Origin of the sequence: Streptomyces sp. SCPE 10 (assembly GCF_051980735.1) — a bacterium.
Taxonomy (GTDB): Bacteria; Actinomycetota; Actinomycetes; order Streptomycetales; family Streptomycetaceae; genus Streptomyces; species Streptomyces misionensis.
On sequence record NZ_CP197069.1, the window covers coordinates 3362559 to 3386791 of the forward strand.

Below are 24233 nucleotides of genomic sequence, written 5' to 3' on the forward strand. Positions count from 1 at the left end.
CGTACCGAGCGGTAGGGGGCGCGGAAAGGAAAGTTACCGGCGGTACGCCATAGGCTTCGGACGTGGCAGGAGACGCAGAACACCCGGAGACACCCCGTCAGGGACCGCGCGAGTACCGCACGGAGGAACTGGCGCGGCTGGCCGGCATCACCGTGCGCACCCTGCGCTTCTACCGCGAGCGCAAGCTGCTGCCCCCGCCCCGCCGCGAGGGCCGCCTCGCCTGGTACGACGACCACCACCTGGCCCGGCTGCGCACCATCGGCGCACTGCTGGAACGCGGCCACACCCTGACCGGCATCGCGGAACTCGCCGAGGCCCTCGACCAGGGCCGGGACGTCGCCGACCTGCTCGGCGTGGGCACCCCCACCGAGGAGGAACCGATCCGCCTCACCCCGGAGGAACTGGCCGCCCGCTTCGAGGGCCAGGTCACCCCGGAGAACCTGGCCGCCGCACTGAAGGCGGGCTACCTGGGCACCGACGGCGAGGAGATCGTGCACATCAGCCGACGGCTGCTGGACGTCTCCTCCGCCCTCGTCCGCGAGGGCATCCCACTCGCCGAGGTCCTGGCCGCCGGCGAACGCGTCCGCGAACACGCCGAGGCCCTGGCCGACCTGTTCACCACCATGGTCCTGCGCCACGCCCCCGAAGAAGACCTGCACCGCCTGCGCCCACTGGCCCGCAGCGTGGTCGACGCGGAACTGTCCCTGGCCCTGGACCGGAGGCTGAGCAAGCGGGACTAGGACGGACGGTTCACCCTATCGGGGAAGTTTTTCCGCAAGCACGGACGAATACCGATTCGACCTCCGAGAGTGGCTCCGAAAGGCACCCCCGGCGACTGTGCCATCAGCCCTGGGGTACAACCGACCTGCCATGGAGCGTCGACATGCCCGAACGTAGCCCGCTCACGCCCTTTCCCACCCGGTCCGGCCCGTTTGCCTCCGGGCGCCCCCGGGCAGTGGCCGCCGTCCGTCTGAGTTGTCCGACCGCCGGGACCACGTCACCGAGTCGCCAGCGCTCGGCCGTCCGGCACTGCGCCGACCGGCTCGGCTTCACCCTGGTCGGCGAGGCCTCGGACGTCGGCGTATCGGCACGTACGACGTCTCCGTTCGAGCGGCCGGTCCTCTCCAGCTGGCTCCGGCAGCCCTCTGCGTTCGAGGCGGTCATCTGGGCGCACGTGGACCGTGCCGTGCGCTCCGTCCAGCACATGACCGAGTTGATCGCATGGGCCCGCCTCCACGGCCGCATCCTCGTTTTCGGGATGCCCGAGGAGACTCTTCCGCTCGTGGTGACACCCCTTGCGGAAGGCTCCGTCATCGAACGTTGCATGGCATTGGCCCACGATGCTCAGCGAGAGGCAGAAACCATCTCCGCGCGACTCACCAGCGCCCACGCGGCGTTACGGGAAACCGGGCGCTACGGCGGTGGACTCGTGCCCTTCGGCTACCGGAAGGCCCCTCACCCCTCGGGAAGCGGATGGTCTCTGAAGCCCGACGACGAAACCGCATCACTTCTGCGATCCATCGTCGACGACGTGCACTCGGGGCGTTCGTTGATCGCGATCGCACGCGAACTGAACGAGCTGGGCGTACCGGTGCCCCGCGACCGCCATGCCCAGCTCCAGGGGCGTCCCACGGGCGGCCACCGCCACGGCCGGGACTTCGAGCGCTTCAGGTGGACGTCCGGCACGCTCTCCAAAGTGCTGCGCAGCCCCTCACTGATGGGCCACCGCACACACGGCGGCACAACGGTCCTCGACGCGACCGGTGCCCCCGTACTCATCGGCACCCCCTTGCTGTCCGACGCCGAGTTCGAGGCACTGCAGGTCGCACTCGCGGCCCGGTCGAACGGAACGCGCCGCCCCAGAAGCCGAACGACCGCCCTGCTCACCGGCGTGGCGATCTGCGGAGGATGCGGCGGGCGCATGTACTTCGCCGCACGCAAGGGCTACTCGTACGGCGATTACATGTGCCGGGCGACCGCTCGGGGTGACGTGTGTCCGGCGCCGGCCGGGGTGCGCGCGGACTGGCTCGAGCGATACGTGCTCGACTGCCACCACCGGGAAACAGGAAGGAGCGCTCCCGCGACCCGCGAAGAGCTTCTGCGCGACGGAGTGCGTGTCACCGTCGCCAAGGGGCGGCGCGGCGGTGGTCCCGCGCGCACCGACGGGCCGGACACCTCACGCCTCTTCTTCACGATCGCGGAACGCACCGGCGAGCCCCAGAGCGGCTGACGGCGACCACGAAGGCCACGCGGGCGGCCTTCGACGTCACGTCTCGAAGACCACCGTCACAGGGGCGTGGTCCGACCAGCGCTCGGCATGGCTGGCAGCACGTTCCACCACGGCCTTGACCGCACGCCGGGCGAGCCCGGGCGTCGCGACGGCGAGGTCGATCCTCCACCCCGCATCGTTGTCGAACGCCCGGCCCCGGTACGACCACCACGTGTAGGGGCCCTCGGTGTCCGGGTGCAGGGAGCGGACGACGTCGACGTAGCCGCCGTCGGACGGGTCGAGGACCTGGCCGAGCCAGGCGCGCTCCTCGGGGAGGAAGCCGGAGTTCTTGGTGTTGCCGCGCCAGTTCTTGAGGTCGGCCTCGCGGTGGGCGATGTTCCAGTCGCCGCAGACGAGCACCTCGCGGCCCTCGGCGGCGGCCCGCTCGCGCAGCCGCTTGAGGTGGGCGAGGAACTCTCCCATGAAGCGGACCTTCTCGTCCTGGCGCTCGGTGCCGACCTCGCCGGAGGGCAGATAGAGGGAGACCACGGTGAGGCCGGGCAGGTCGGCCTCGACGTAGCGGCCGCTGCCGTCGAACTCCGCGGAGCCGAAGCCGACCCTGACCCGGTCGGGCTCGCGCCGGGTGTAGAGCGAGACGCCCGCGCGGCCCTTGGCCGCGGCCGGGGCGTGCACCACGTGCCAGCCCGCGGGCCGCCCGGCCTCCTCGGGCAGCTGGTGCGGCTCGGCGCGCACCTCCTGGAGGCAGACGACGTCCGCCTCCGTCGCGGCCAGCCACGGGACGAAGCCCTTCCTGGCGGCGGCCCGCAGTCCGTTCACGTTCACCGAGGTCACAGTCAGCACCCGGGCACGATACCGGCACACTGGACGGAGCCCTCACCACCGAGGGGCCCCTCTCGCAGGAAAGCGCGATGCCCAGCATGAACCTCCGCCGCGTCCGTTTCGACCATCCCGACGCCATCAAGCTCAACGACGTGGTCCAGGCCGAGTACGCCGAGCGCTACGGCGACGACGGCGACGCAACGGTCCTCACCCCGGAGGACTTCCTCCCGCCCCGGGGCCTCTACCTGATCGCGTACGACGAGGCCGACCGCCCGGTGGCCACCGGCGGCTGGCGCAGTCAGGACCGCAACGACGAGGGCTACGCGGACGGCGACGCCGAGCTGAAGCGCATGTTCGTGATCGAGCAGCTGCGCGGCCGGGGCCTGGCCAGACGAATACTGGCCGCCCTGGAGGAGGACGCCCGCGCGGCCGGCCGCGTCCGCATGGTGCTGGAGACCGGCACCAAGCAGCCGGAGGCCGTCGCCCTGTACACCTCCAGCGGTTACGAGCCGTGCGCCAAGTTCGGCTACTACCGCTTCCACGAGGAGAGCCTCTGCTACGCCAAGCTCCTGTAGACGCGCTGAAGCCCCGGTCGGTGAGAACCGACCGGGGCTTCATGCTGCGTGGACCTGAGGGGATTTGAACCCCTGGCCCCCTCGATGCGAACGAGGTGCGCTACCGGACTGCGCCACAGGCCCTTGCAACGAGTGAAACTCTAGCATCCCGATCGGGGTGCTTGGAAATCCGTTCCCCGACTGGTCAGGGGCGGCTTCCGGGGTGTGGTGGCCGTCACTCGTTGGCGGCGCGCGGGCGGTCGCCGTCCTCGTACTGGTCGAAGAGCGGGGTGCGGCCGCGCTCGCGTGCCCGGCGGGCGGAGGCGGCGCGGCGCGCGTCGCTGCGGCCGTCGGCCGGCCGGTCCCCGGCGGCGGTCTCCGGCTCGTCCTCCTCGGCGGGCGGGTGGCCCGCCTCGGCCTCCGGGGTGACGGCGCTGGAGCGGGCCGAGCTCCAGGTGTCGGGCCCGCCGAGGTCGACGCCGGAGGTGGCCCGGGGTGCGACGGGGGCGGTCACGTAGGTGGGCAGCGGCACCGGCACGGGTTCCCAGCTGTCCCCGCGTCCCGGGCGCTGCTGCCGCTCGCGCTGCTGGTCGACCCATTCGGCGTGGTCGGTCTGTTCCACGAGGGCGCGCCGGTCCGCGGCGAGCGCGAGGAGGCCGGGGTCCGTGTCGGTCCCTGTGGCTTCCTCCGGTTCGTCGGCGGCACGGGCCGCCTCGGGCGAGGGCACCCGTCGGCGCGGCTGGCGCTCGCGCAGCCGCTGGGCGGCGACCTCGGCGCGGCGGCGGTCCATCTGGTAGGCGAAGCGGCGGCGTTCCTGGGTGCGCAGATAGGCGATGTACGCGCTCAGGAGGACGGCGGGGACGCCGGGTGCCCAGAGGAAGGCGAGGCCGCCGACGGCGGCGACGATCGCGCCGAGGGTGAAGGCGAGGAAGAGCAGCACGGTGGTGCGCCGGCGGCGCGCGAGCACCTTGGAGCGCCGGGCGCGCGCCGCGGCGGCCTGCGCCGAGGGTGTGCGTCGGGGCGCCGGCGCGTGCTGCCGGGCGGGATCCTGGTCCCGGTCCGGTTCCGCGCTCCGGGACGCCTCGGGGCCGGCGTCCAGGGGGATCTGACGGCGGGTCGGAGGCATGGCGAAGGCCCGGACGTCCACCGAGTCGGTGACGGCGTCCGGGTCCACGGCGTCCGGCTCCCCCTCGTGGGTGGAGCGCGCCCGCAGGTCCTTGGCGTACCGGCGCTCCATACCCGCCCGTCCGGACAGCAGCCGGATGGCGGTGCTGAAGCGTTCCGTCGGACGGGCCTCGTTCAGCTCGTCCTGCCTACGGAGCCACATCGGCACCAAGTAGGCGGCCCAGGCCCCGACAATGACTGCGTAGATGAGGCCGCTGCTGCTCACGCCTCACACCGTAGAGGGATTTGGCCGAGGGGATCGGCCAATTGGGCCGGTGTGTCGCACGATCTGGCTGATATTTCCAGCATTTTTTGCGACCGATGCGATCAGCGGACCGCTCACACGAGGTAATTCAAAGCCGCAGAGACGGTCAAGCGCCGATCAATTTCGAACATATATTCAATTACTGTTCCGCGGATTTCGTTGCCCCCCGCGCCGCCGAGCGCGCCCGCCGCCAGCGTCCGAGCAGCCCGTCCGGCACCTCCTCGGCGGTGAGCGCGAAGACCAGGTGGTCGCGCCAGGCGCCGTCGATGTGCAGATAACGCGGGCGCAGCCCCTCCTCGCGGAATCCGAGTTTCTCCACCACCCGCCGGCTGGGCCGGTTCTCCGGGCGAATGCACACCTCGATGCGGTGCAGCCCCACGCTGCGGAAGCAGTGGTCCACCGCCAGCGCCACGGCCGTCGGCATCACCCCGCGCCCGGCCACCGCCTCGTCCACCCAGTAGCCGATGTGCCCCGAGCACATCGACCCCCAGGTGATCCCGGCCACCGTCAACTGCCCGACGAGCCGCCCCTGGTACTCGATGACGAACGGCAGCATCCGCCCGGCGTTGGCCTCGCGGCGCAGATGCCGGACCATCTGCCGGTAGGTCGGCCGGTGCGCGACCGGACCGCTCGGGGTGGGCGGCGGGATCGTGGCCTCCCAGGGGCGCAGCCAGTCCCGGTTGCGCCGGTTCACCTCGCGCCAGGCCCCCTGGTCGCGCAGCTTTATCGGGCGGAGGACGACGTCGCCGTCCGCCAGCACGACCGGCCAGATGGAGCCGTTCAGCTCGCACCCCCATGGCCGGGTCTGGGATGGTCGCCGCCGCGGATCTGGTCGACGGCGTGGGTCAGCAGGGGCTCCAGGACGGCCAGGCCGTCCTTCACACCGCCCGTGGAGCCCGGCAGATTGACGATCAGGGTGCGCCCGGCCACCCCGGCCACGCCCCGCGACAGCGCCGCCGTCGGCACCTTGGCGAGGCCGAAGGCCCGGATGGCCTCGGCGATGCCCGGCACCTCGCGGTCGAGCACCGCGCGGGTCGCCTCGGGGGTGCGGTCGGTCGGGGTGAGGCCGGTGCCGCCGGTGGTGACGATCGCGTCGTACCCGGCGGCCACCCCCTCGCGCAGGGCCGCCTCGACCGGCTCCCCGTCCGGGACGACCCGGGGGCCGTCCACCGTGAACCCGAGGCGCGCGAGGCCGTCCGCGATCAGCGGGCCGCCCTTGTCCTCGTAGACCCCCGCGGCGGCCCGGTTGGAGGCGGTGACCACCAGCGCGCGGTAGCTCATGACCGGCTCCAGTCGCCCGACTTGCCGCCCGTCTTCTCCTCGACCCGTACGTCCGTGATGACCGCTCCCTTGTCGACCGCCTTGACCATGTCGATCACCGTGAGCGCGGCGACCGTCACCGCGGTGAGGGCCTCCATCTCGACGCCCGTGCGGTCCGTGGTCTTCACGGTGGCCGTGATCTCGACGGCGTCGTCCGTGACCGACAGGTCCAGTTTCACACCCGACAGCGCCAGCGGGTGGCACAGCGGGATCAGGTCCGGGGTGCGCTTGGCCCCCATGATGCCCGCGATCCGCGCGGTGGCCAGCGCGTCCCCCTTGGGCACCCCCTCGCCGCGCAGCAGCTCGATCACGCGGGGCGAGACCAGGACGCGGCCGGCGGCGCGTGCGGTGCGCGCGGTCACGTCCTTCTCCGAGACGTCGACCATGCGGGCCGCGCCCGCCGCGTCGAGGTGCGTCAGACGGTCCTGTGCGGGGGATCCGGGGGTCTGCCCCCGGGACGGTTCGGTCATGCTGTACGGCGCTCCCGGTCCGGGCCCGTCGCCGTGCGGTGCGCGGGCCTGTTGTGCGCGACACGGTACCGCCAAGTAGCCGCGCACAGCTGACCAGGAGGCGCCTCAGCCGAGCACCACGACCTCCACCTCGGTGTCGGGCTCGGCCGACTCCGTGTCCTCGGGTACGACGATCAGCGCGTCCGCCTGGGCCAGCGCCGCGACCAGATGGGAGCCCGCGCCGCCCACCGGGGTCACCTCGCCGTCGGCGTAGCGGCCGCGCAGGAACTGCCGGCGGCCCTTCGGGGAGCGCAGCGCCTCGTCCGCCTTCAGGGTGGCCCGCACGCGCGGCCGGTGCAGGTCGGTGAGGCCCATCAGGGCGCGGATCGCGGGGCGCACGAACAGCTCGAAGGAGACGTACGACGACACGGGGTTGCCGGGCAGCGCCAGCAGGGGCGTGTGGTCGGGGCCGATGGCGCCGAAGCCCTGGGGCTTGCCGGGCTGCATGGCCAGCTTGCGGAACTCGATGCCGCTGCCCGCCACGTCCTCGTCGCCGATGTCCGCCAGCGCCTCCTTGACCACGTCGTACGCCCCGACGCTCACCCCGCCCGTGGTGACCAGCAGGTCGGCGCGGATCAGCTGGTCCTCGATGGTGGAGCGCAGGGTCTCGGCGTCGTCGGCGACGGCGCCCACCCGGTAGGCGATGGCGCCTGCGTCCCGCGCGGCGGCGGTGAGGGCGAAGCTGTTGGAGTCGTAGATCCGCCCGCCGCCCAGCGACTCGCCGGGCTGGACGAGTTCGCTGCCGGTGGAGACGACGACCACGCGGGGGCGGGGGCGCACCTTCACCGTGCCGCGGCCGATCGCGGCGAGCAGCGCGATCTGCGGCGGGCCGAGGATCGTACCGGCCTCCAGGGCGCGGTCCCCGGCCTTCACGTCACTGCCCTCGGCCCGTACGTGCGCGCGCGCCGCCACGGGCCGGTACACGCGCACCTGTCCCTCGGCACCCTCGGGGGCGAGGCTGCGCGCCCGCATGCCGGTGGCCGGGCCCTCGCCGAGCCCGCCGTCGGTCCACTCGACGGGGACGACGGCTTCGGCGCCGGGCGGCAGCGGGGCGCCGGTCATGATCCGGGCGGCCTGGCCGGGGCCGACCCGCACCGGGTCGTCCGCGCCCGCCGCGACGTCCCCGACGACCTCCAGGACGGCCGGGAACTCCTCGCCGGCCCCTTCCACGTCCGCGACCCGCACCGCGTAGCCGTCCATGGAGCTGTTGTCGAACGGCGGCAGCGACACCGGCACGGTGACGTCCTCGACCAGGACACAGCCCTGGGCGTCCAGCAGTTGGAGTTCGATGGGCTCCAGGGGGTGGACGCTGGAGAGGATGTCCTCCAGGTGCTCGTCCACCGACCACAGGTCGTCTTCGCCGGTGGGGCGGGGCGCGGCGCTGGTCAACTCTGCTGCATCTCCTCGGCTACGTAACTGCGGAGCCAGGCCCGGAAGTCGGGGCCCAGGTCTTCACGTTCGCATGCGAGTCTGACAATGGCACGCAGATAGTCGCCACGGTCGCCGGTGTCGTAACGGCGGCCCTGGAAGACGACGCCGTGCACCGGGCCGCCGACCTTCTCGTCGTCGGCCAGTTGCTGGAGGGCGTCGGTCAGCTGGATCTCGCCGCCGCGGCCCGGCTCGGTCGTCCGCAGTATGTCGAAGACGTGCGGGTCGAGGACGTAGCGGCCGATGATCGCGTAGTTGGACGGGGCGTCCGCCGCGTCCGGCTTCTCCACCAGCCCGGTCACCCGGACGACACCGTCCTCGCCGGTGGCCTCCACGGCCGCGCAGCCGTACAGGTGGATCTGCTCGGGCGCGACCTCCATGAGGGCGACGACGCTGCCGCCGTGCCGCTCCTGGGCGTCGATCATGCGGCGCAGCAGGGGGTCGCGCGGGTCGATCAGGTCGTCGCCGAGGAGGACGGCGAAGGGCTCGCGGCCGACGTGCGGGGCGGCGCACAGCACGGCGTGGCCGAGGCCCTTGGGGTCGCCCTGGCGGACGTAGTGCATGGTGGCCAGGTCGCTGGACTCCCGCACCTTGGCGAGCCGTTCCTCGTCGCCCTTCTTCTCCAGGGCGGATTCCAGCTCGTAGTTGCGGTCGAAATGGTCCTCCAGGGGACGCTTGTTACGACCGGTGATCATGAGGACATCGTCGAGCCCCGCCGACACGGCCTCCTCGACCACGTACTGGATCGCCGGCTTGTCGACGACCGGCAGCATCTCCTTGGGAGTGGCCTTGGTGGCCGGAAGGAACCGGGTACCAAGGCCTGCCGCCGGAATGACAGCCTTGCTGATCCTGGGGTGCGACTGAGTCATGCCCGCCACCTTAACCGGTGCCTTTGGGGGCATTCCGGAGCTCAGGTTGACTGTCCCTTCGATGACGGAAATCAAGAAAGGGCGCGAGACGGACCCGTGGAACACGACGGACGCGCGGACGAGTCTGACAAGCGGAGGTTGCGGCGAGACCTCCTCTCGGTGAGGAGCGGGTTGCCCGAGGATGACGTGCGGGAAGCGGGGCGGGCGCTGGCCGCGCGCGCCCTGGAACTGCCGGAGCTGGCGCGGGCGCGCACGGTCGCCGCGTACGTCTCGGTGGGCTCCGAACCCGGCACGGGCGCGCTGCTGGACGCGCTGCGCGCGCGGGGGACGCGGGTCCTGCTGCCCGTACTGCTGCCCGACAACGATCTCGACTGGGGCGAGTTCACCGGCCCGGATTCCCTGGCGCGGGTCCGACACGGCGGGCGGATGGCCCTGTTCGAGCCGGCGGGCGCGCGGCTCGGCCCCGGGGCCGTGACGGACGCGGACGTGGTCCTGCTGCCCGGGCTCGCGGTGGACGCGCGCGGGATGCGGCTGGGGCGCGGCGGCGGCTCGTACGACCGGGTGCTGGCCCGGCTGGAGCGCGCCGGGGCCCGCCCCCGGCTGGTGGTGCTGCTGTACGACACGGAGGTCGTCGACCGGGTCCCGGCGCAGGCGCACGACCGGCCGGTGCACGCGGTGGTGACGCCGTCCGGGGTGCGCCGCTTCGTCCGGTAGGCCGGTAGTCCGGTGGACGCGCGAACGGCCCGCCACGTGCGTGTGGCGGGCCGTTCCCGGGTGATCGCGGCGGCTACGGCTGGAGGACCAGCGTGTCGCTCGTGTTCTTGTCGACCGCCTTGGCGGAGTACGACCAGGGCAGCAGCTCACCCTTGGCCCACTTGTCCGTCTGGTCCGTGTAGTGGGCGCTGAAGGCGTGCCCGGAGGCGCCGGTCAGGTTGATCCACCTGGACTTGTCGAGGTCGGCGAGGTTGACCACCATCCGCATCGACGGCACCCAGACGACGTTGTAGCCGCCGGCCGCGTTCCAGCCGGTCGCGTCGACCGCGGCCTCGCCGCCGTTGAGCTTCCACGGGCCGCGGTTGAGCAGGTACTGGAGCACCTTCGGGCCGTCGGTGCCGAGCGTCTGGTTCTTCAGGAACAGGCGGTGCAGCCGGCCCCAGCTCCAGGTGTCGATGTCCTTGCCGAGCTTGGCGGTCAGCTCCCAGCGGGCGTCGATCATGGCGCGGGCGAAGAGCTGGTCCATGTTGGCGGCCGGCGGGCGGGTGCCCGACTTGGGGGTCTTCCACCAGTCGCTGTCCGGCTTGTTCATCAGGTTGCGCACGACCTCGAACCAGCGGTCGCCGCCGTCCGGCTGCGCCTGGTCGTCGGCGCGCTGGCCGCACTCGCGCACCTTGGTGTCGTCGTCCACCGGACCGGTGCTGTCGATCTTGTCGACCCACAGGCACTGGCCCTTGACGCGCAGCTCCTTGGGGAGCTTGTTGCCGAAGGCGAGCTTGAGGATGTTGCGCCAGACGGCGTTGAAGTACGCGGCGGCCGCCGAGTCGGAGTCCTGGGTGTAGTCCCAGCCCTCCAGCAGCTTCTGCGCGTCGCGCACGTTCTTGTCGTCCAGGTTGATCTTCAGCAGCTTCGGCACCAGCAGCTTGGCGATCTCGCTGCTGTCGTCCAGCTGCATCTGCCGCATGTCGTCGGTGGAGATCTTGCCGCCGCCCTTGATCTTCGACTCGATCAGGTCGGTGATCCGCTGGCTGCGGGTGCCGTAGCCCCAGTCGGTGGTCAGGGTGTACGGGTACTTGTCCTTGTCGACCACGGCCTGGTTGGCGGTGACGATGTAGCCGCGCTTGGGGTTCAACTCGTACGGCAGCTCGTCCTGCTGGATGAAGCCGGTCCAGCGGTACTGCGGGTCCCAGCCCGGCGCCGGCACGGAGCCGTCGTCGGCGGCGGAGCGCGTGGGGATCTTGCCGGGCAGCGTGTAGCCGATGTTGTCGTGGGTGTCGGCGTAGATCAGGTTCTGCGAGGGCACGTCGAACTTGGCGGCCGCGGCGCGGAAGTCGGTCCAGCCGGACGCCTTGTCGAGCGCGAACACGGCGTCCATGGAGGTGCCGGGGTCGAGCGCGGTCCACCGCAGGGCGATGCCGTAGCCGTCGCCGCGGTCCGGGGCCGCGGTGTTGACCGTGGCCTTCTTGCCGACCTGGACCAGTTCGTCGTCGCGGTCGGACAGCAGCGGCATCCCGTCCTGGGTCTGCCGCACCACGATCTTCTTCGAGGCGCCGCCGGCGACCTTGATGGTCTCCTCGCGGGTCTTGAAGGGCCGCACCTTGCCGTTGTACTGGTAGCCGCCCGCGGTGACCTTCTCCAGGTAGAGGTCGGAGACGTCGACCCCGGAGTTGGTCATGCCCCAGGCGATGTCGCCGTTGTGGCCGATGATCACACCGGGCATCCCGGCGAACGTGTAACCGGTGACGTCGTACTGGCACTTGGCCGACACGGTGCGGCAGTGCAGGCCCATCTGGTACCAGACGCCCGGCAGGGACGCCTCCAGGTGCGGGTCGTTGGCCAGCAGCGGCTTGCCGGTGATGGTGTACTTCCCGGCGACGACCCAGGAGTTGGAGCCGATGCCCTGGCCGTTCACGCCGACGGCGGTCGGGAGGTTGTCCAGGGCGTTGTAGAGGCCCCCCAGCTGGCTCGTGAGGCCCGAACCGGTGCCGGTGGAGGTTCCGGTGCCGGTGGTGCCCGTGGTGCCCGTGGACGAGCCCGTGGCGCCGGTCGTGCCGGTGCCCGTCGTACCCGTCGTGCCGGTCGTACCCGTCGTGCCCGTGGTCCCCGTGCCCGTCGTGCCCGCGCCGGCGTTCTGCTCGAAGCTCTTGGTCAGCTCGCTGTACTGGCCTTCCTGCACGATCGGCTTGTTGCGGCTGTAGGGGTAGTCCGGGTACAGGTCCCGGATCTGCTGCGGGCCGAGCCGGCTCGTCATCAGGGCGCGGTCGATCTCGTCCTGCATGTTGCCGCGCAGGTCCCACGCCATCGCCTTCAGCCAGGAGACCGAGTCGACCGGGGTCCACTGCTCGGGCTTGTAGTCGTTGGTCAGGCCGAGGGCGGCGTACTCCAGGGAGATGTCCTTGCCGTCCTTGCCCTTCAGGTAGGCGTTGACGCCCTTGGAGTAGGCGTCCAGGTACCGCTTGGTGGCGGCCGACAGCTTGGTGTCGTACTCCTGCTTCGCCACCCGGTCCCAGCCCATGGTGCGCAGGAACTCGTCGTTCTTGACCTGGCTCTTGCCGAACATCTCCGACAGGCGCCCGGCGGTCATGTGCCGGCGCACGTCCATCTCGTAGAACCGGTCCTGCGCCTGGACGTAGCCCTGCGCCATGAACAGGTCCTCGTCCGAGGACGCGTAGATCTGCGGGATGCCGTTGGCGTCCCGCTTGACGTCGACCGGACCCGACAGACCGTCGAGCTTGATCGTTCCGGTGGTCTGTGGCAGGGAGGCGCGCACCGTGCTGACCGACCAGTACCCGCCGTAGGCGATGCCTGCGATGACGGCCATGACCAGCAGCAGTACGAGCAGTCGGGCTCTTCGCCCCTTCTTCCTGCCGGACTTGGCGGGCGCGGCACCGGTGGTGGCGGTGTCACCCGTTGTGGCGGTGGTGTTCGGGGGCATCGCTGTCCTTGCTGTCCTAACGCGAGCGGCAGGTCGGGCTGTGACTTTGAATGAGCGCTGGAGCAACCATAGGCGCAGGACCCCGCCCGCCTTGACGCGGAGTCGGGAACGAACGCGCACGAGCGTTCGGTCTTCTCTGGAGAACGTCAAGAAAGCGTCAAGAATTAGGTAAGGTAACGAAGTACCTGGATGCGGTGCGCCGCAGCCTCGGATCTTGTGTTCGCGCCGTCCGCGCGTCCCCGCGCCCGGGCCAAGGAAGGGAACCGCCGCTGACTGTTCACCACCTCAACCAGCTACTGCTCGTCTGCTCCCTCGTCCTGCTCGTCGCCGTCGCGGCGGTGCGGATCTCCTCCCGCAGCGGGCTCCCCAGCCTGCTCGTGTACCTGGCGATCGGCGTCGTCATGGGGCAGGACGGCCTGGGCCACATCCGCTTCGACAGCGCCGCCGTGACGCAGGTCATGGGGTACGCGGCCCTGGTCGTGATCCTCGCCGAGGGCGGTCTCGGCACGAAATGGAAGGAGATTCGGCCGGTCCTGTCGTCCGCCTCCGTCCTCGCCACCGGGGGCGTCGCGGTCAGTGTCGGGGTGACCGCGGCGGGCGCGCACTATCTGGTCGGGCTGGAGTGGCGGCAGGCGCTCATCGTCGGCGCGGTGGTGTCCTCGACGGACGCGGCGGCCGTCTTCTCCGTGCTGCGCAGGATCCCGCTGCCGTCCCGGGTGACCGGCACCCTGGAGGCGGAGTCGGGCTTCAACGACGCCCCGGTGGTCATCCTGGTCGTCGCCTTCTCCACCGCCGGACCGGTCGAGCACTGGTCCCTGCTGCTGGGCGAGATAGCCCTGGAGCTGGCCATCGGCGCGGCCGTCGGGCTCGCGGTGGGCTTCGCCGGCGCCTGGGGACTCAGGCACGTGGCGCTGCCCGCCTCCGGCCTCTACCCGATCGCCGTCATGGCCATCGCCATCTCGGCGTACGCGGCCGGCGCCCTGGGGCACGGTAGCGGCTTCCTCGCGGTCTACCTGGCCTCGATGGTGCTCGGCAACGCCAAGCTCCCGCACTGGCCGGCCACCCGCGGCTTCGCCGAGGGGCTCGGCTGGATCGCCCAGATCGGCATGTTCGTCGTGCTCGGCCTGCTGGTCACCCCGCACGAACTGGGCGACGACGTCGTGCCCGCCCTGGTGATCGGGCTGGTGCTGACCATGGTGGCCCGGCCGCTCAGCGTGGTGCTCAGCCTGACCCCGTTCCGGGTGCCCTGGCAGGAGCAGACCCTGATGTCGTGGGCCGGACTGCGCGGCGCCGTACCCGTCATCCTGGCGACGATCCCCATGGTGAACGGCGTCGAGGGCAGCCGGAGCATCTTCAACATCGTCTTCGTCCTGGTCGTCGTCTACACCCTGGTGCAGGGGCCGACCCTGCCCTGGCTGGCGCGCAAGCTGCGGCTCGGCGAGAAGGGCGAGGCCGCCGACCTCGGCATCGAGTCGGCGCCCCTGGAGCGGCTGCGCGGGCACCTGCTGTCCGTGACCATCCCGGAGGAGTCGCGGATGCACGGCGTGGAGATCGCCGAGCTGCGGCTGCCCGCGGGCTCCGCGGTCACTCTCGTCGTCCGGGAGGGAAAATCGTTCGTTCCGATGCCCAGCACCGTGCTGCGGCACGGCGACGAGCTGCTGGTGGTCGCCACCGACCCGGTGCGCGACGCGGCGGAGCGACGGCTGCGCGCGGTCGCCCACGGCGGCAAGCTGGCGAGCTGGCTGGGCACGGACGGGGCGGAGGCCGGCGGCTCGAGCACCGGAAAACGGTGACGCCTGTACGATGAGGGCGCACCCTGATCGAACCAACTCTGCCTGACGCAGAGCTGGCGCGACCGTATGGCGGCCGGGACGCCCCCCACCTGAGCGTGGGCGCCGGTATCTACCGCAGTCCGCGCAAGAGGACAGCTCTCGGCGACCGGACCCGCACGGGGACCGCGCGCTACCAGGCGGCGGAAAGGCACGGGCCGTGGGATCCACGGTCACCGACGAATCGGCGAAGACCTCGACGGCGTCCTCCCGCCCGGGATACGGACCACTGCTGCGCACCCGCGGCGCGTGGACCTTCCTGCTCCCCGGTTTCGCGGCGCGGCAGCCGTTCGCGATGCTCACCCTCTCCATCGTGCTGCTGGTGCAGCACACCACCGGCTCGTACGGCGCCGCGGGCGCCGCCGCGGCCGTCACCGGCGTCTCCATGGCGCTGTTCGCGCCCTACAGCGGGCGCCTGGCCGACCGTTACGGCCAGCGCGCCGTGCTGCTCCCCGGCGTCCTGGTGCACGCGCTGTCCGGCCTGACCCTGACCGCGCTCGCGCTGGCGCACGCCCCCCTGTGGGCGCTCTTCCTGGCGGCCGTCCCGACCGGCGCCTCGGTGCCGCAGGTCGGCCCCATGGTCCGGGCACGCTGGGGCGTGAAGCTCCAGGGCACGCCCCTGATGGCCACCGCGGCCGCGTTCGAGTCCGTCACCGACGAGCTGACCTTCGTCTTCGGACCCCTGCTGGCGACCGCGCTGTGCACCGCCGTCGACCCGGCGGCCGGCCTGCTCACCGAGGCCGGCCTGACCCTCGTCGGGGGTCTGCTGTTCGCCGCCCAGAAGGGCACCCAGCCGCGGGTGAGCGCGCGGGACGGGCACACCCGCGAGGACCACGGCTCCGCGCTGCGCGTGCCCGGTGTGCGCGTGCTGATCGTGACCTTCCTCGGCATCGGCTCGGTCTTCGGCGGCATGCAGGTCTCCCTGGCCGCCTTCACCCAGTCGATCGGCGAGCCCGGCCTGAACGGCGTCCTGTACGGCGTGTTCGCCGCCGGCAACATGCTGTCCGGCGTCGTCTGCGGCGCCGTCGCCTGGAAGACGGCCCCCCAGCGCCGCCTGGTCGTCGGCTACACGGCGCTCGCGGTGGCCGCCTCCGCGCTGTGGACGGCGCACTCCGTACCGCTGCTGGGCGCGCTCGGCCTGCTGGTCGGCATGTGCATCGCGCCGTCGCTGATCACCGGCTACACCCTGGTCGACGGCCTGGTGCCGGCGGGCGCGCGCACCGAGGCCTTCACCTGGCTGACCGGCGCGGTGGCGCTGGGCCAGGCGGCCGCGGTCACGGTGGCCGGGCAACTGGAGGACCGGCTGTGGGACGGCTCGGGATTCCTGGTGCCGATGGGCGGCACGGTGCTCGCCCTGGTGACCCTGCTCACGCTGCGCTCCCGGCTCGCCGGACGCCGCGCGAGCCAGGAGGTGGCGCGTGGCGTCGGTCACCGCACGCCGGTCACGGTGGACTGATCCCCGGGAATGCGTCACTATGGAGCGTCGTTAGCACTCATTGAGTGAGAGTGCCAGGAGGAAGACAGTGCCGACCTACCAGTACCAGTGCACCGAGTGCGGCGAGGGCCTCGAGGCGGTGCAGAAGTTCACCGACGACGCCCTGACCGAGTGCCCCAGCTGCGGTGGCCGCCTGAAGAAGGTGTTCTCCGCGGTCGGCATCGTCTTCAAGGGCTCCGGCTTCTACCGCAACGATTCCCGCGGCTCCACGTCGAGCAGCAGCCCGGCGGCGAAGTCGTCCGGCTCCTCGTCGACGTCCTCGACGTCGTCCGACTCGAAGTCGTCCTCGACGTCGTCCGCGTCGTCGACTGGCTCGACCGGCAGCTCCGCCGCCTGACGCCTTCCGCTCGACGCCGGCCCCGCTGTCGCACGACGGCGGGGCCCACGGCGTCCCCCGGCCGGGGCGCGCGAGCCGTCGCGGAACCCCCTGCTGCGCGGGCGCGCGGCCAGCTAATGTCTTGGCCATGGCGAACGCAGAGATCGGCGTAATCGGCGGCTCGGGCTTCTACTCGTTCCTCGAGGACGTGACCGAGGTCCAGGTGGACACCCCCTACGGGCCGCCCAGCGACTCCCTCTTCCTCGGCGAGATCGCCGGCCGGCGGGTCGCCTTCCTGCCCCGGCACGGCCGCGGCCACCATCTGCCGCCGCACCGCATCAACTACCGCGCCAACCTGTGGGCGTTGCGCTCCCTCGGCGTGCGCCAGGTGCTCGGCCCCTCCGCGGTGGGCGGCCTGCGCCCCGAATACGGGCCGGGCACCCTGCTGGTGCCGGACCAGTTCGTCGACCGCACCAAGTCCCGCGCCCAGTCCTACTTCGACGGACTGCCGCTGCCCGACGGCACGGTGCCGAACGTCGTGCACGTCTCGCTGGCCGACCCCTACTGCCCCACCGGGCGGGCCGTCGCGCTCAAGGCCGCCCGGGGCCGGGACTGGGAGCCGGTGGACGGCGGCACGCTGGTCGTGGTCGAGGGACCGCGCTTCTCCACGCGCGCCGAGTCGCTGTGGCACCAGGCGCAGGGCTGGTCGGTCGTGGGCATGACCGGTCACCCCGAGGCGGCCCTCGCCCGCGAACTGGAGCTGTGCTACACCTCCCTGACCCTGGTCACCGACCTCGACGCGGGCGCCGAGACCGGCGAGGGCGTCTCCCACGAGGAGGTGCTGCGGGTGTTCGCGGCCAATGTGGAGCGGCTGCGCGGGGTGCTCTTCGACGCGGTGGCCGCGCTGCCGGAGAACGGGGCGCGGGACTGCCTGTGCACGCAGGCGCTCGGCGGGATGGACCCGGGCTTCGAGCTGCCGTAGCGGGGACGGGGTGCGGGAGCGGGGTGCGGTAGCGGAAACGCGGACGGGGTGCGGTAGCGGGAGCGGAACGGCTCGTTCGGGTGGGCGAGTTGTCCACAGGCGATCCGCGGTCCACAGGCTCCGGCGGGATGCGGCGCGAGGCGTCATCGTGGCAGCGCAAGCCGAAATCTCGTCGCAGGCGGTGATCCCGATGTCCACCCCCTTGTCCGCCCAGCCGTCGTCCAACCTGCCCACGTCCCCTCCGCCCTGGCCTTCCCCGCCCTCCTCCCCTCTGCCTTCGCTCCCTCCGCCCGCGCCTCCCGCGCCCTCGTCCGCCGCGCCGTCGCCTTTTCCGCGACCGCCGCGGCCCCTGGGCACGGACGCGCCCGCGACCTGCGAGGTGCCGCCGTTCGCTCCGGTGCGGGTGCGCGGCGGGCGGTACCGGGTGCAGCGGCTGGTACGGCACCGGGGGCGGGCGATCGCGGCCGGCCTCGCGGTGACCGCGGCGGCCCTGGTGGCGGCGGGGCCGCGCGCTCCGGCGGACCGTCCCGCCGCGGCGCCGCACACCGGATACGCGCGCGGACACCCGGCGAGTGCCCCGCACCGGCAGCGCCCGGCGGAACTGGTGGCGGCACCCGTGCGGATCGCGGACGCGGACACGGTCCGGCTGCTGCGCCCCGGTGACCGGGTGGACGTCGTGGCCGCGCAGGACACGGCGGCCGGGAGCGGCGCCCGGGTGCTCGCGCGCGGAGCGCGGGTGACGAGGGTGCCGCGGCCGCCGGACGGCGTGACCGAGGGCGGCGCGCTGATCGTGCTGGCGGTGCCCCGCGCCACGGCGACGGCACTCGTCGGTGCGGGCACCACGGCGCGGCTGGCGGTGACGCTGTGCTGAACCGGAGCGGTCCCCTGCTGGACGACTCGCCGTCAAGTCGCTCGTTCGAGGGACAGGATTGGACACAATGGCGGCACCGTGCCGTAGGTTGCGGAGCGTTTTGTTCCACAACTTGTGTACACGAGGAGCGTCCCAGAGGTGAGCGCGAAGAAGGAACCGAGCGTCTGGCAGGGCTTCAAGGCCTTCCTGATGCGCGGCAACGTCATCGACCTGGCCGTCGCGGTGGTCATCGGCGCCGCCTTCACGAACATCGTGAACGCGTTGGTGAAGGGGATCATCAACCCGCTGGTGGGTGCGATCGGCACGCAGAACCTGGACAACTACAGCACGTGCCTGAGCGGCTCGTGCCACGGGACGCACGGCATCCAGCTGATGTGGGGCTCCGTCCTCGGTGCGACGCTGTCCTTCCTGATCACCGCGACCGTCGTGTACTTCCTGATGGTCCTGCCGATGTCGAAGTACCTGGCCCGCCAGGCGGACCGCAAGGCGGCGCGGGAGGGCACGAAGGAGATCGTCGAGGTGACCGAGCTGGAGGTCCTCAAGGAGATCCGCGACGCGCTGCTGGCCCAGCGCGCGGCGGGGCACGACGAACGTTAGGGCGGTGTCCGCCGCCGGCTCAGATGTGGTGCGGCGGCTTCTCGTCCAGGAAGCGCTTGAGGTCGGACGCGCTGTCGCGGTCCGGCCGCTCGCCCCAGCCCCGGTCGGTGTCGTCCGCGGACTGCTGGTCCAGCGGATCGTCGAAGACCAGCGCGGGCTTCGGGTCACGCGGCTCGGATGCGGGGGCGTCGCTCATGCGTCCAGGGTACGGCCCCCGTCCCGGTGGCCCCCCGACCGCCGGTGAGACGCTTCACCACCCGATGGCCCGGTTTTCTGGTGTGCTGGGAGCCATGACGTCCAGTTCCACCCCGGCCCCCGCCTCCCCCGGCGCCCCGCACCCCTCTTCCCCCGTGAAGCGGCTCACCGCGCGCGGGCGCAACGAGGCCCACCGCGTCTCCTCCCCGCTGGAGCTCTTCTTCGACCTGTGTTTCGTCGTGGCGATCGCACAGGCGGGCGTGCAGTTGGTGCACGCCGTCGGCACCGGGCACCCGGGCACCGGGGTCCTCGACTACGCCATGCTGTTCTTCGCCATCTGGTGGGCCTGGATGAACTTCTCCTGGTTCGCCTCGGCGTACGACAACGACGACGTGCCCTACCGGGTCGTCACACTGGTGCAGATCGCCGGCGTCCTGGTGCTGGCCGCCGGTGTCTCCCAGGGCTTTCGGCAGCACGAGTTCCTGGCGGTCTGGCTCGGCTACGCGATCATGCGGGTGGCGATGGCCACCCAGTGGCTGAGAGCGGCGCGCACGGCCGGGGGCGCCGAGCGCCAGGCCACGCTGCGGTACGCGTGCGGCGTGCTGCTGTGCCAGGTCGGCTGGCTCGGTCTGGTCGTGCTGCCGCAGCCGGCCCGCCCCTGGGTGTTCCTGGTGATGGCGGTGCTGGAGATGTGCGTGCCGCTGTTCGCCGAGCGCAACCACGAGACGTCCTGGCATCCGCACCACATCGCGGAGCGGTACGGCCTGTTCACGATCATCGTGCTGGGCGAGACGATCTCCGCGGCCACGGTCGCGGTGAAGTCGGCCATGGACAGGCACTCCGCGCTGGGCGAGCTGCTGCCGATCGCGGGCGGCGGGCTCCTGATCGTCTTCTCCGCCTGGTGGATCTACTTCGTGGTGCCCATCCACGGCCATCTGCGCTCCAGCAAGCGGGCGTTCCTGTGGGGCTACGGCCACTACCTGATCTTCGCGTCGGCGGCGGCGATCGGCGCGGGCCTGGAGGTGTCCGTGGAGCAGGCCGTCGGCTCCTCGCACCTCTCCGCGACGGCCGCCTCGGCGGCGGTGACCCTGCCCACGGCGCTGTACCTGCTGGCCGTCTGGGCACTGCACGCACGGCACTTCAAGGTGGGCCTCGCCCAGCAACTGGTGCTGCCGGTCACGGCCCTGCTGGTGCTCTGCTGCACCTTCCTCGGCGACCGGGCGGTGCTCGCGGCGGGCCTGGTCTGCGCGGCGGCGGTGGCGACCGGGGTGACGCTGACGGCGCGCACGGTGCGCGCGGAACGCGCGGCGACCGCCACGACACCGGCCGGCTGACCCCTTCGGCGGCGGCCGGGAGTGGGCCAGACTGGCCGGCATGACAGTCGACGCACTGACCGACGTCGCCGGGGTGCGGGTGGGGCACGCCACCCGCACCGGGAACGGCCGGCTCACCGGGACCACGGTCGTACTGGCCCCGGAGGGCGGCGCCGTCGCCGCCGTGGACGTGCGCGGCGGCGGGCCCGGCACCAAGGAGACCGACGCCCTCGACCCGCGCAACATGGTCCAGCGGATCGACGCGATCGTGCTCACCGGGGGCAGCGCCTACGGGCTGGACGCGGCGTCCGGGGTGATGGCCTGGCTGGAGGAGCGCGGGCGGGGCGTGCCGGTGGGGACGGACCCGGCGCACGTCGTGCCGGTGGTGCCCGCCGCGTGCGTCTTCGACCTGGGGCGCGGTGGCGACTTCCGCGCCCGGCCGGACGCCGCGACGGGACGCGCCGCGGTGGAGGCGGCGGCCGCGACCGCGCCGGGCGCCCCGGTGCCGCAGGGCTGCGTGGGGGCCGGCACCGGCGCGGTGGCCGGCCGGCTCAAGGGCGGCGTGGGCACCACGAGCACGGTGCTCGGCTCGGGGATCACGGTGGCCGCGCTGGTGGTGGCCAACGCCGCGGGTTCGGTGCTGGATCCGGAGACGGGGGTGCTGTACGGGGAGTTGTACGAGGGCCGGGTCGCCTACCCGGAGCAGCACGTGCACGAGGCGGCGCGGCGGCGGCTGGCGCAGGCCGGTGCCGCCGGCGCGCCGCCGCTGAACACGACGCTCGCGGTGGTCGCGACCGACGCGGACCTCTCCAAGGCCCAGGCGCAGAAGCTGGCGGGCACCGCCCACGACGGCATCGCCCGTGCCGTGCGCCCGGTCCATCTGCTGCACGACGGCGACACGGTCTTCGCCCTGGCCACCGGCGCCCGCCCGCTGGACGCGCGCCCGTACGCCCTCAACGAACTGCTCGCCGCGGGCGCGGACCTGGTGACCCGGGCGATCGTACGGGCGGTGCGCGCGGCCGAGTCGGTGGCCGGACCGGGCGGGACGTGGCCGTCGTACGGGGAGTTGTACGGGCGCCCGTAGAGGCTTGGTGAGGACGGGGATTGTCGCGGTTCTGTCACGTCATGCTGTTCCGGGGCGCTGGCGGGAACCTCAGCGAGGGTTTGCGCGCTCTTTATTGACGCTGGAACGGATCACTCACATCACACGAACCTGGAGCAGCCCGTGACAACGCCGGACATTACAGCGCGGCGCGCACTGGGGGCCTGTGCCGCCCTGATGGTCGGCGCCCTCACCCTGACCGCCTGCGGCGGCAACGCCAACGCCTCCAACAGCGGCGGCAAGGATTCCCCCAAGACGTCGACGGCGAAGATAGCGATCTCGGCGAAGGACGGCGCCACGGACGCGTCCATCAACGCGACCGGGGTGAAGGTCAGCGACGGCAGGCTGACGGACGTGAAGATGACCGTGGCCGGGTCCGGGCAGACCGTGCCGGGGGCGATATCCACGGACGGCCACAGCTGGAAGCCGAAGCAGCAGCTGGAGCGCGGCACGAAGTACCAGATAGCCGCGGCCGCCAAGGACGCCGACGGGCGCCCGGCGGCGGCCAACGCCATCTTCACCACGGTGAGTTCCGCGAACAGCTTCATCGGCACCTACACCCCGGACAACGGCTCCACGGTCGGCGTGGGCATGCCGGTGTCGTTCACCTTCGACAAGTCGATCAGCGACAAGAAGGCCGTGCAGTCGCACATCACGGTCAACTCCAGCAGCGGCCAGCAGGTGGTCGGGCACTGGTTCGGCGACCGCCGCCTGGACTTCCGGCCGCAGGAGTACTGGAAGGCCGGCTCCAAGGTCACGATGAACATCGACCTGGACGGCGTGCAGGGCGCCCAGGGCGTCTACGGCGTGCAGAAGAAGACCGTCTCCTTCACCGTCGGGCGCTCCCAGGTCTCCACGGTCGACGTCAACACCGAGACGATGACCGTGGTGCGGGACGGCCAGACGCTCAAGACGATGCCGATCTCCGCGGGCAGCCCGCAGCACACCACGTACAACGGGCAGATGGTGATCTCCGAGAAGTTCACCCAGACCCGGATGAACGGCTCGACGGTCGGCTTCGGCGGGGAGTACGACATCCCGGACGTGCCGCACGCGATGCGGCTGACCACGTCGGGCACCTTCATCCACGGCAACTACTGGTACAACCGCGGCAACCCGCCCTTCGGCCGCCAGGGCACCAGCCACGGCTGCGTGGGCCTCGCGGACGTGCAGGGCGCGCAGGGCGACACCCCCGCGAAGTGGTTCTTCGACAACTCGCTCGTCGGCGACGTCGTCATCGTGAAGAACTCCCCCGACTCCACCGTCTCCCCGGACAACGGCCTCAACGGCTGGAACATGTCCTGGAGCGCCTGGACCGCCGGAAGTGCCGTCTGAGCGGCGACTTTTGACATCACGTGGGGCCGCGCGGGAACTTATCGCGCGGCCCGCGCGTTTTCCCGGTGTTCGTTTTCCTCAATCCCGGGACATGATGTCCGACCCAGGGGCTACGGTATGCACCCACAAGGTGACATGCAGCAACGCCGGGAGATGCCTTGAGCGTTCCGTACGAGACGGCAGCGTACGAACCAGCCGAGTCGCCCGAGTCTCCGGAGGAGCACCTCGCGCGGCTCCTCGGCCGTGCCCTGAACTCCTTCGAGCTGCCCGACGAGGTGATCCGGCGGCTCGACTGCGCGCTGGCCCACGACAGTTCGCTGTACTCGGCGCACCACAGCGCCGGGCTGCACCGGGAGACGTACCGGCACACCTGGCTGCTCGCCGACGGTTCGGCCGTCACGCTGTGGGAGCTGGTGCACAACACCACCCCGGGCGGCGCCCCGGAGCACGAGGTGTACGTGGACGAGGAGGAGCTGGGGGCCGCCACCGCGCGCCTCGGACTGGCGCCGGACGCCCCCGAGCTGGAGTTGCCCTCGCCGATCTGGCTGTGGACGCTTCCCACGCCCCGGCATGTGTTCGCCTCCGGCGACTGCGCCGACCACGTCCGCCGGCTGTTGCGCCGCGCGGAGAACCCGGACCGCCCCGACGCCCGCACGGCGGCCCTGCTGGCCACGGCGACGGCCCATGAGATCACCCAGGCGTTCGGCCGCCCGGGCCGGGTGGGCCGGTCGGGACTGAGCTATGTGCTCTACGAGCACGCGTTCCTGCTGCCGGACGGCAGCGAGGCCTCTCTGTGGGAGGTCGAGCACACGGCGACGCCGGACGGGCGGCACATGTGCGAGGTGTACACGTCGGAGGAGGCGGCCCGCTCCGCGATGGAACGGCGCGCGGCCCGACAGGGCTAGGGCCTCTCGTTTGGATCAAGCCGGGTCGGCGACAGGCGAGCGCGGCGGCCAAGGCGACGGGCTGGGCGGCGGTCGGCCCGGAGGGCCGGGGCGGCTGCCGGTCCGGTCAGCGGTGGCCGAGCTGCCGTATCAGTCCGGCGAAGGCGTCCTGTTCGGCCGGGGTCAGCTCCACCGACTCCCGCAGCGGGCCGGTCCCCGGCTGGGCCGGCAGGAACGGCAGGCGGGCGGCCGCGAGTTCACGTATCGCCTGTGCCCGATACCGGCGCAGCAGACGCAGGACGCCGATCGCCCAGACCACACCGGCGACGGTGAGGATGGCCGCGGCTGCCAGCTGGATCGTCGAGAGATGCTCGGGCATGCCTTCCAGTACACACCACACACGGCCCTTCGGCCCCGGACCGTGATGTATCTCGCAGGTGCCGTGAACAACACACAACGCGCCAAAGGGCCGAGCGGGGGCGAAGCGAACGCGGGCCGTCGCGGGGC

Annotated in this window: 24 protein-coding genes and 1 tRNA gene; 14 read left to right on the forward strand and 11 right to left on the reverse strand. The window is 72.0% G+C overall.

Going from position 1 to position 24233, the window contains the following annotated elements; translation table 11 throughout:
* The first annotated feature begins 62 nt into the window (after positions 1–62).
* The gene (locus tag ACSP97_RS15650; protein WP_355147823.1) at positions 63–740 is read left to right on the forward strand and encodes a MerR family transcriptional regulator; all 678 of its coding nucleotides are present in this window, start codon (positions 63–65) and stop codon (positions 738–740) included.
* A 143-nt stretch (positions 741–883) separates the two neighbouring features.
* The gene (locus ACSP97_RS15655) at positions 884–2230 is read left to right on the forward strand and encodes a recombinase family protein (protein WP_440557974.1); all 1347 of its coding nucleotides are present in this window, start codon (positions 884–886) and stop codon (positions 2228–2230) included.
* A 36-nt stretch (positions 2231–2266) separates the two neighbouring features.
* On the opposite strand, the gene ACSP97_RS15660 is transcribed toward ACSP97_RS15655, so the two are convergent.
* Positions 2267–3061: an exodeoxyribonuclease III gene (locus ACSP97_RS15660; protein ID WP_391871080.1), complete on the reverse strand. Its 795-nt coding sequence runs from the start codon at positions 3059–3061 to the stop codon at positions 2267–2269.
* Positions 3062–3147: 86 nt separating this feature from the next.
* On the opposite strand from ACSP97_RS15660, the gene ACSP97_RS15665 reads away from it, so the two are divergent.
* The gene (locus ACSP97_RS15665; RefSeq protein WP_355148185.1) at positions 3148–3624 is read left to right on the forward strand and encodes a GNAT family N-acetyltransferase; all 477 of its coding nucleotides are present in this window, start codon (positions 3148–3150) and stop codon (positions 3622–3624) included.
* A 49-nt stretch (positions 3625–3673) separates the two neighbouring features.
* On the opposite strand, the gene ACSP97_RS15670 is transcribed toward ACSP97_RS15665, so the two are convergent.
* The 7 genes from ACSP97_RS15670 to galU form a co-directional block, all read right to left on the reverse strand.
* Positions 3674–3747: transfer RNA gene (locus ACSP97_RS15670), tRNA-Ala, on the reverse strand.
* Positions 3748–3838: 91 nt separating this feature from the next.
* The gene (gene sepX / locus ACSP97_RS15675; RefSeq protein ID WP_364723275.1) at positions 3839–4993 is read right to left on the reverse strand and encodes a divisome protein SepX/GlpR; all 1155 of its coding nucleotides are present in this window, start codon (positions 4991–4993) and stop codon (positions 3839–3841) included.
* 178 nt (positions 4994–5171) lie between these two features.
* Positions 5172–5792 (reverse strand): GNAT family N-acetyltransferase, encoded by a 621-nt coding sequence (locus ACSP97_RS15680; protein WP_355523572.1) that lies wholly within the window; start codon positions 5790–5792, stop codon positions 5172–5174.
* Positions 5793–5812: 20 nt separating this feature from the next.
* Positions 5813–6313, reverse strand: coding sequence for a MogA/MoaB family molybdenum cofactor biosynthesis protein (locus tag ACSP97_RS15685; RefSeq protein WP_355147831.1), 501 nt, complete (start codon positions 6311–6313; stop codon positions 5813–5815).
* The gene (gene moaC, locus ACSP97_RS15690; RefSeq protein WP_355147833.1) at positions 6310–6822 is read right to left on the reverse strand and encodes a cyclic pyranopterin monophosphate synthase MoaC; all 513 of its coding nucleotides are present in this window, start codon (positions 6820–6822) and stop codon (positions 6310–6312) included. The genes ACSP97_RS15685 and moaC overlap by 4 nt, the downstream gene beginning before the upstream one ends.
* A 105-nt stretch (positions 6823–6927) precedes the next feature.
* Positions 6928–8250, reverse strand: coding sequence for a molybdotransferase-like divisome protein Glp (gene glp / locus ACSP97_RS15695; protein ID WP_358275328.1), 1323 nt, complete (start codon positions 8248–8250; stop codon positions 6928–6930).
* Positions 8247–9158, reverse strand: coding sequence for a UTP--glucose-1-phosphate uridylyltransferase GalU (gene galU, locus ACSP97_RS15700; RefSeq protein WP_355523574.1), 912 nt, complete (start codon positions 9156–9158; stop codon positions 8247–8249). Before galU ends, glp begins: the two co-directional genes overlap by 4 nt.
* 96 nt (positions 9159–9254) lie before the next feature.
* Between galU and ACSP97_RS15705 the strand changes: the two genes are divergently transcribed.
* Positions 9255–9872 carry a 5-formyltetrahydrofolate cyclo-ligase gene (locus ACSP97_RS15705; protein ID WP_358275331.1) on the forward strand — a complete coding sequence of 206 codons (618 nt, stop codon included), beginning with the start codon at positions 9255–9257 and terminating at the stop codon, positions 9870–9872.
* Between the two features lie 73 nt (positions 9873–9945).
* Here the strand turns inward: ACSP97_RS15705 and ACSP97_RS15710 are convergent, their stop codons facing one another.
* The gene (locus ACSP97_RS15710) at positions 9946–12807 is read right to left on the reverse strand and encodes a penicillin acylase family protein (protein ID WP_382014193.1); all 2862 of its coding nucleotides are present in this window, start codon (positions 12805–12807) and stop codon (positions 9946–9948) included.
* Between the two features lie 185 nt (positions 12808–12992).
* Between ACSP97_RS15710 and ACSP97_RS15715 the strand changes: the two genes are divergently transcribed.
* The 6 genes from ACSP97_RS15715 to mscL all read left to right on the forward strand — a co-directional run bounded on the left by ACSP97_RS15715 (position 12993) and on the right by mscL (position 18897).
* The gene (locus ACSP97_RS15715; RefSeq protein WP_382014198.1) at positions 12993–14600 is read left to right on the forward strand and encodes a potassium/proton antiporter; all 1608 of its coding nucleotides are present in this window, start codon (positions 12993–12995) and stop codon (positions 14598–14600) included.
* A 196-nt stretch (positions 14601–14796) separates the two neighbouring features.
* Positions 14797–16092 (forward strand): MFS transporter, encoded by a 1296-nt coding sequence (locus ACSP97_RS15720; RefSeq protein ID WP_440557979.1) that lies wholly within the window; start codon positions 14797–14799, stop codon positions 16090–16092.
* Between the two features lie 67 nt (positions 16093–16159).
* Positions 16160–16468 carry an FmdB family zinc ribbon protein gene (locus ACSP97_RS15725; RefSeq protein WP_355523585.1) on the forward strand — a complete coding sequence of 103 codons (309 nt, stop codon included), beginning with the start codon at positions 16160–16162 and terminating at the stop codon, positions 16466–16468.
* Positions 16469–16595: 127 nt separating this feature from the next.
* Complete coding sequence (locus ACSP97_RS15730) at positions 16596–17429, forward strand: S-methyl-5'-thioadenosine phosphorylase (RefSeq protein WP_355147847.1); 834 nt, start codon at positions 16596–16598, stop codon at positions 17427–17429.
* A gap of 190 nt (positions 17430–17619) precedes the next feature.
* A complete protein-coding gene (locus ACSP97_RS15735) occupies positions 17620–18300 on the forward strand; it encodes a hypothetical protein (protein ID WP_440557982.1) in 681 nt (226 codons plus the stop codon).
* Between the two features lie 138 nt (positions 18301–18438).
* Positions 18439–18897 carry a large conductance mechanosensitive channel protein MscL gene (gene mscL / locus ACSP97_RS15740; RefSeq protein WP_388294359.1) on the forward strand — a complete coding sequence of 153 codons (459 nt, stop codon included), beginning with the start codon at positions 18439–18441 and terminating at the stop codon, positions 18895–18897.
* A gap of 19 nt (positions 18898–18916) precedes the next feature.
* Here the strand turns inward: mscL and ACSP97_RS15745 are convergent, their stop codons facing one another.
* On the reverse strand, positions 18917–19093 hold the full coding sequence (locus tag ACSP97_RS15745; RefSeq protein WP_355147853.1) for a hypothetical protein: 177 nt from the start codon (positions 19091–19093) through the stop codon (positions 18917–18919).
* Between the two features lie 94 nt (positions 19094–19187).
* On the opposite strand from ACSP97_RS15745, the gene ACSP97_RS15750 reads away from it, so the two are divergent.
* The 4 genes from ACSP97_RS15750 (at position 19188) to ACSP97_RS15765 (ending at position 23747) form a co-directional block, all read left to right on the forward strand.
* Positions 19188–20426, forward strand: coding sequence for a low temperature requirement protein A (locus ACSP97_RS15750; protein WP_355523596.1), 1239 nt, complete (start codon positions 19188–19190; stop codon positions 20424–20426).
* Positions 20427–20466: 40 nt separating this feature from the next.
* Positions 20467–21489 (forward strand): P1 family peptidase, encoded by a 1023-nt coding sequence (locus ACSP97_RS15755; protein ID WP_355523599.1) that lies wholly within the window; start codon positions 20467–20469, stop codon positions 21487–21489.
* A 141-nt stretch (positions 21490–21630) separates the two neighbouring features.
* Positions 21631–22842, forward strand: coding sequence for a L,D-transpeptidase (locus ACSP97_RS15760; RefSeq protein WP_355523602.1), 1212 nt, complete (start codon positions 21631–21633; stop codon positions 22840–22842).
* Between the two features lie 158 nt (positions 22843–23000).
* Positions 23001–23747 carry a DUF6227 family protein gene (locus ACSP97_RS15765; protein ID WP_355523605.1) on the forward strand — a complete coding sequence of 249 codons (747 nt, stop codon included), beginning with the start codon at positions 23001–23003 and terminating at the stop codon, positions 23745–23747.
* Between the two features lie 106 nt (positions 23748–23853).
* Here ACSP97_RS15765 and ACSP97_RS15770 read toward each other — a convergent pair whose 3' ends face one another.
* Complete coding sequence (locus tag ACSP97_RS15770) at positions 23854–24105, reverse strand: hypothetical protein (RefSeq protein WP_355321914.1); 252 nt, start codon at positions 24103–24105, stop codon at positions 23854–23856.
* Between the last annotated feature and the right edge of the window lie 128 nt (positions 24106–24233).

What these genes read in the sequence shown, in the direction of transcription:
- ACSP97_RS15770 (WP_355321914.1), bottom strand. Translation starts at nt 24,105, where the DNA reads ATGCCCGAGCATCTCTCGACGATCCAGCTGGCAGCCGCGGCCATCCTC.
- ACSP97_RS15685 (WP_355147831.1), bottom strand. Translation starts at nt 6,313, where the DNA reads ATGAGCTACCGCGCGCTGGTGGTCACCGCCTCCAACCGGGCCGCCGCG.
- ACSP97_RS15755 (WP_355523599.1), top strand. Translation starts at nt 20,467, where the DNA reads ATGACAGTCGACGCACTGACCGACGTCGCCGGGGTGCGGGTGGGGCAC.
- ACSP97_RS15710 (WP_382014193.1), bottom strand. Translation starts at nt 12,807, where the DNA reads ATGCCCCCGAACACCACCGCCACAACGGGTGACACCGCCACCACCGGT.
- ACSP97_RS15655 (WP_440557974.1), top strand. Translation starts at nt 884, where the DNA reads ATGCCCGAACGTAGCCCGCTCACGCCCTTTCCCACCCGGTCCGGCCCG.
- ACSP97_RS15730 (WP_355147847.1), top strand. Translation starts at nt 16,596, where the DNA reads ATGGCGAACGCAGAGATCGGCGTAATCGGCGGCTCGGGCTTCTACTCG.
- ACSP97_RS15750 (WP_355523596.1), top strand. Translation starts at nt 19,188, where the DNA reads ATGACGTCCAGTTCCACCCCGGCCCCCGCCTCCCCCGGCGCCCCGCAC.
- ACSP97_RS15735 (WP_440557982.1), top strand. Translation starts at nt 17,620, where the DNA reads ATGTCCACCCCCTTGTCCGCCCAGCCGTCGTCCAACCTGCCCACGTCC.
- moaC (WP_355147833.1), bottom strand. Translation starts at nt 6,822, where the DNA reads ATGACCGAACCGTCCCGGGGGCAGACCCCCGGATCCCCCGCACAGGAC.
- ACSP97_RS15665 (WP_355148185.1), top strand. Translation starts at nt 3,148, where the DNA reads ATGAACCTCCGCCGCGTCCGTTTCGACCATCCCGACGCCATCAAGCTC.
- ACSP97_RS15745 (WP_355147853.1), bottom strand. Translation starts at nt 19,093, where the DNA reads ATGAGCGACGCCCCCGCATCCGAGCCGCGTGACCCGAAGCCCGCGCTG.
- galU (WP_355523574.1), bottom strand. Translation starts at nt 9,158, where the DNA reads ATGACTCAGTCGCACCCCAGGATCAGCAAGGCTGTCATTCCGGCGGCA.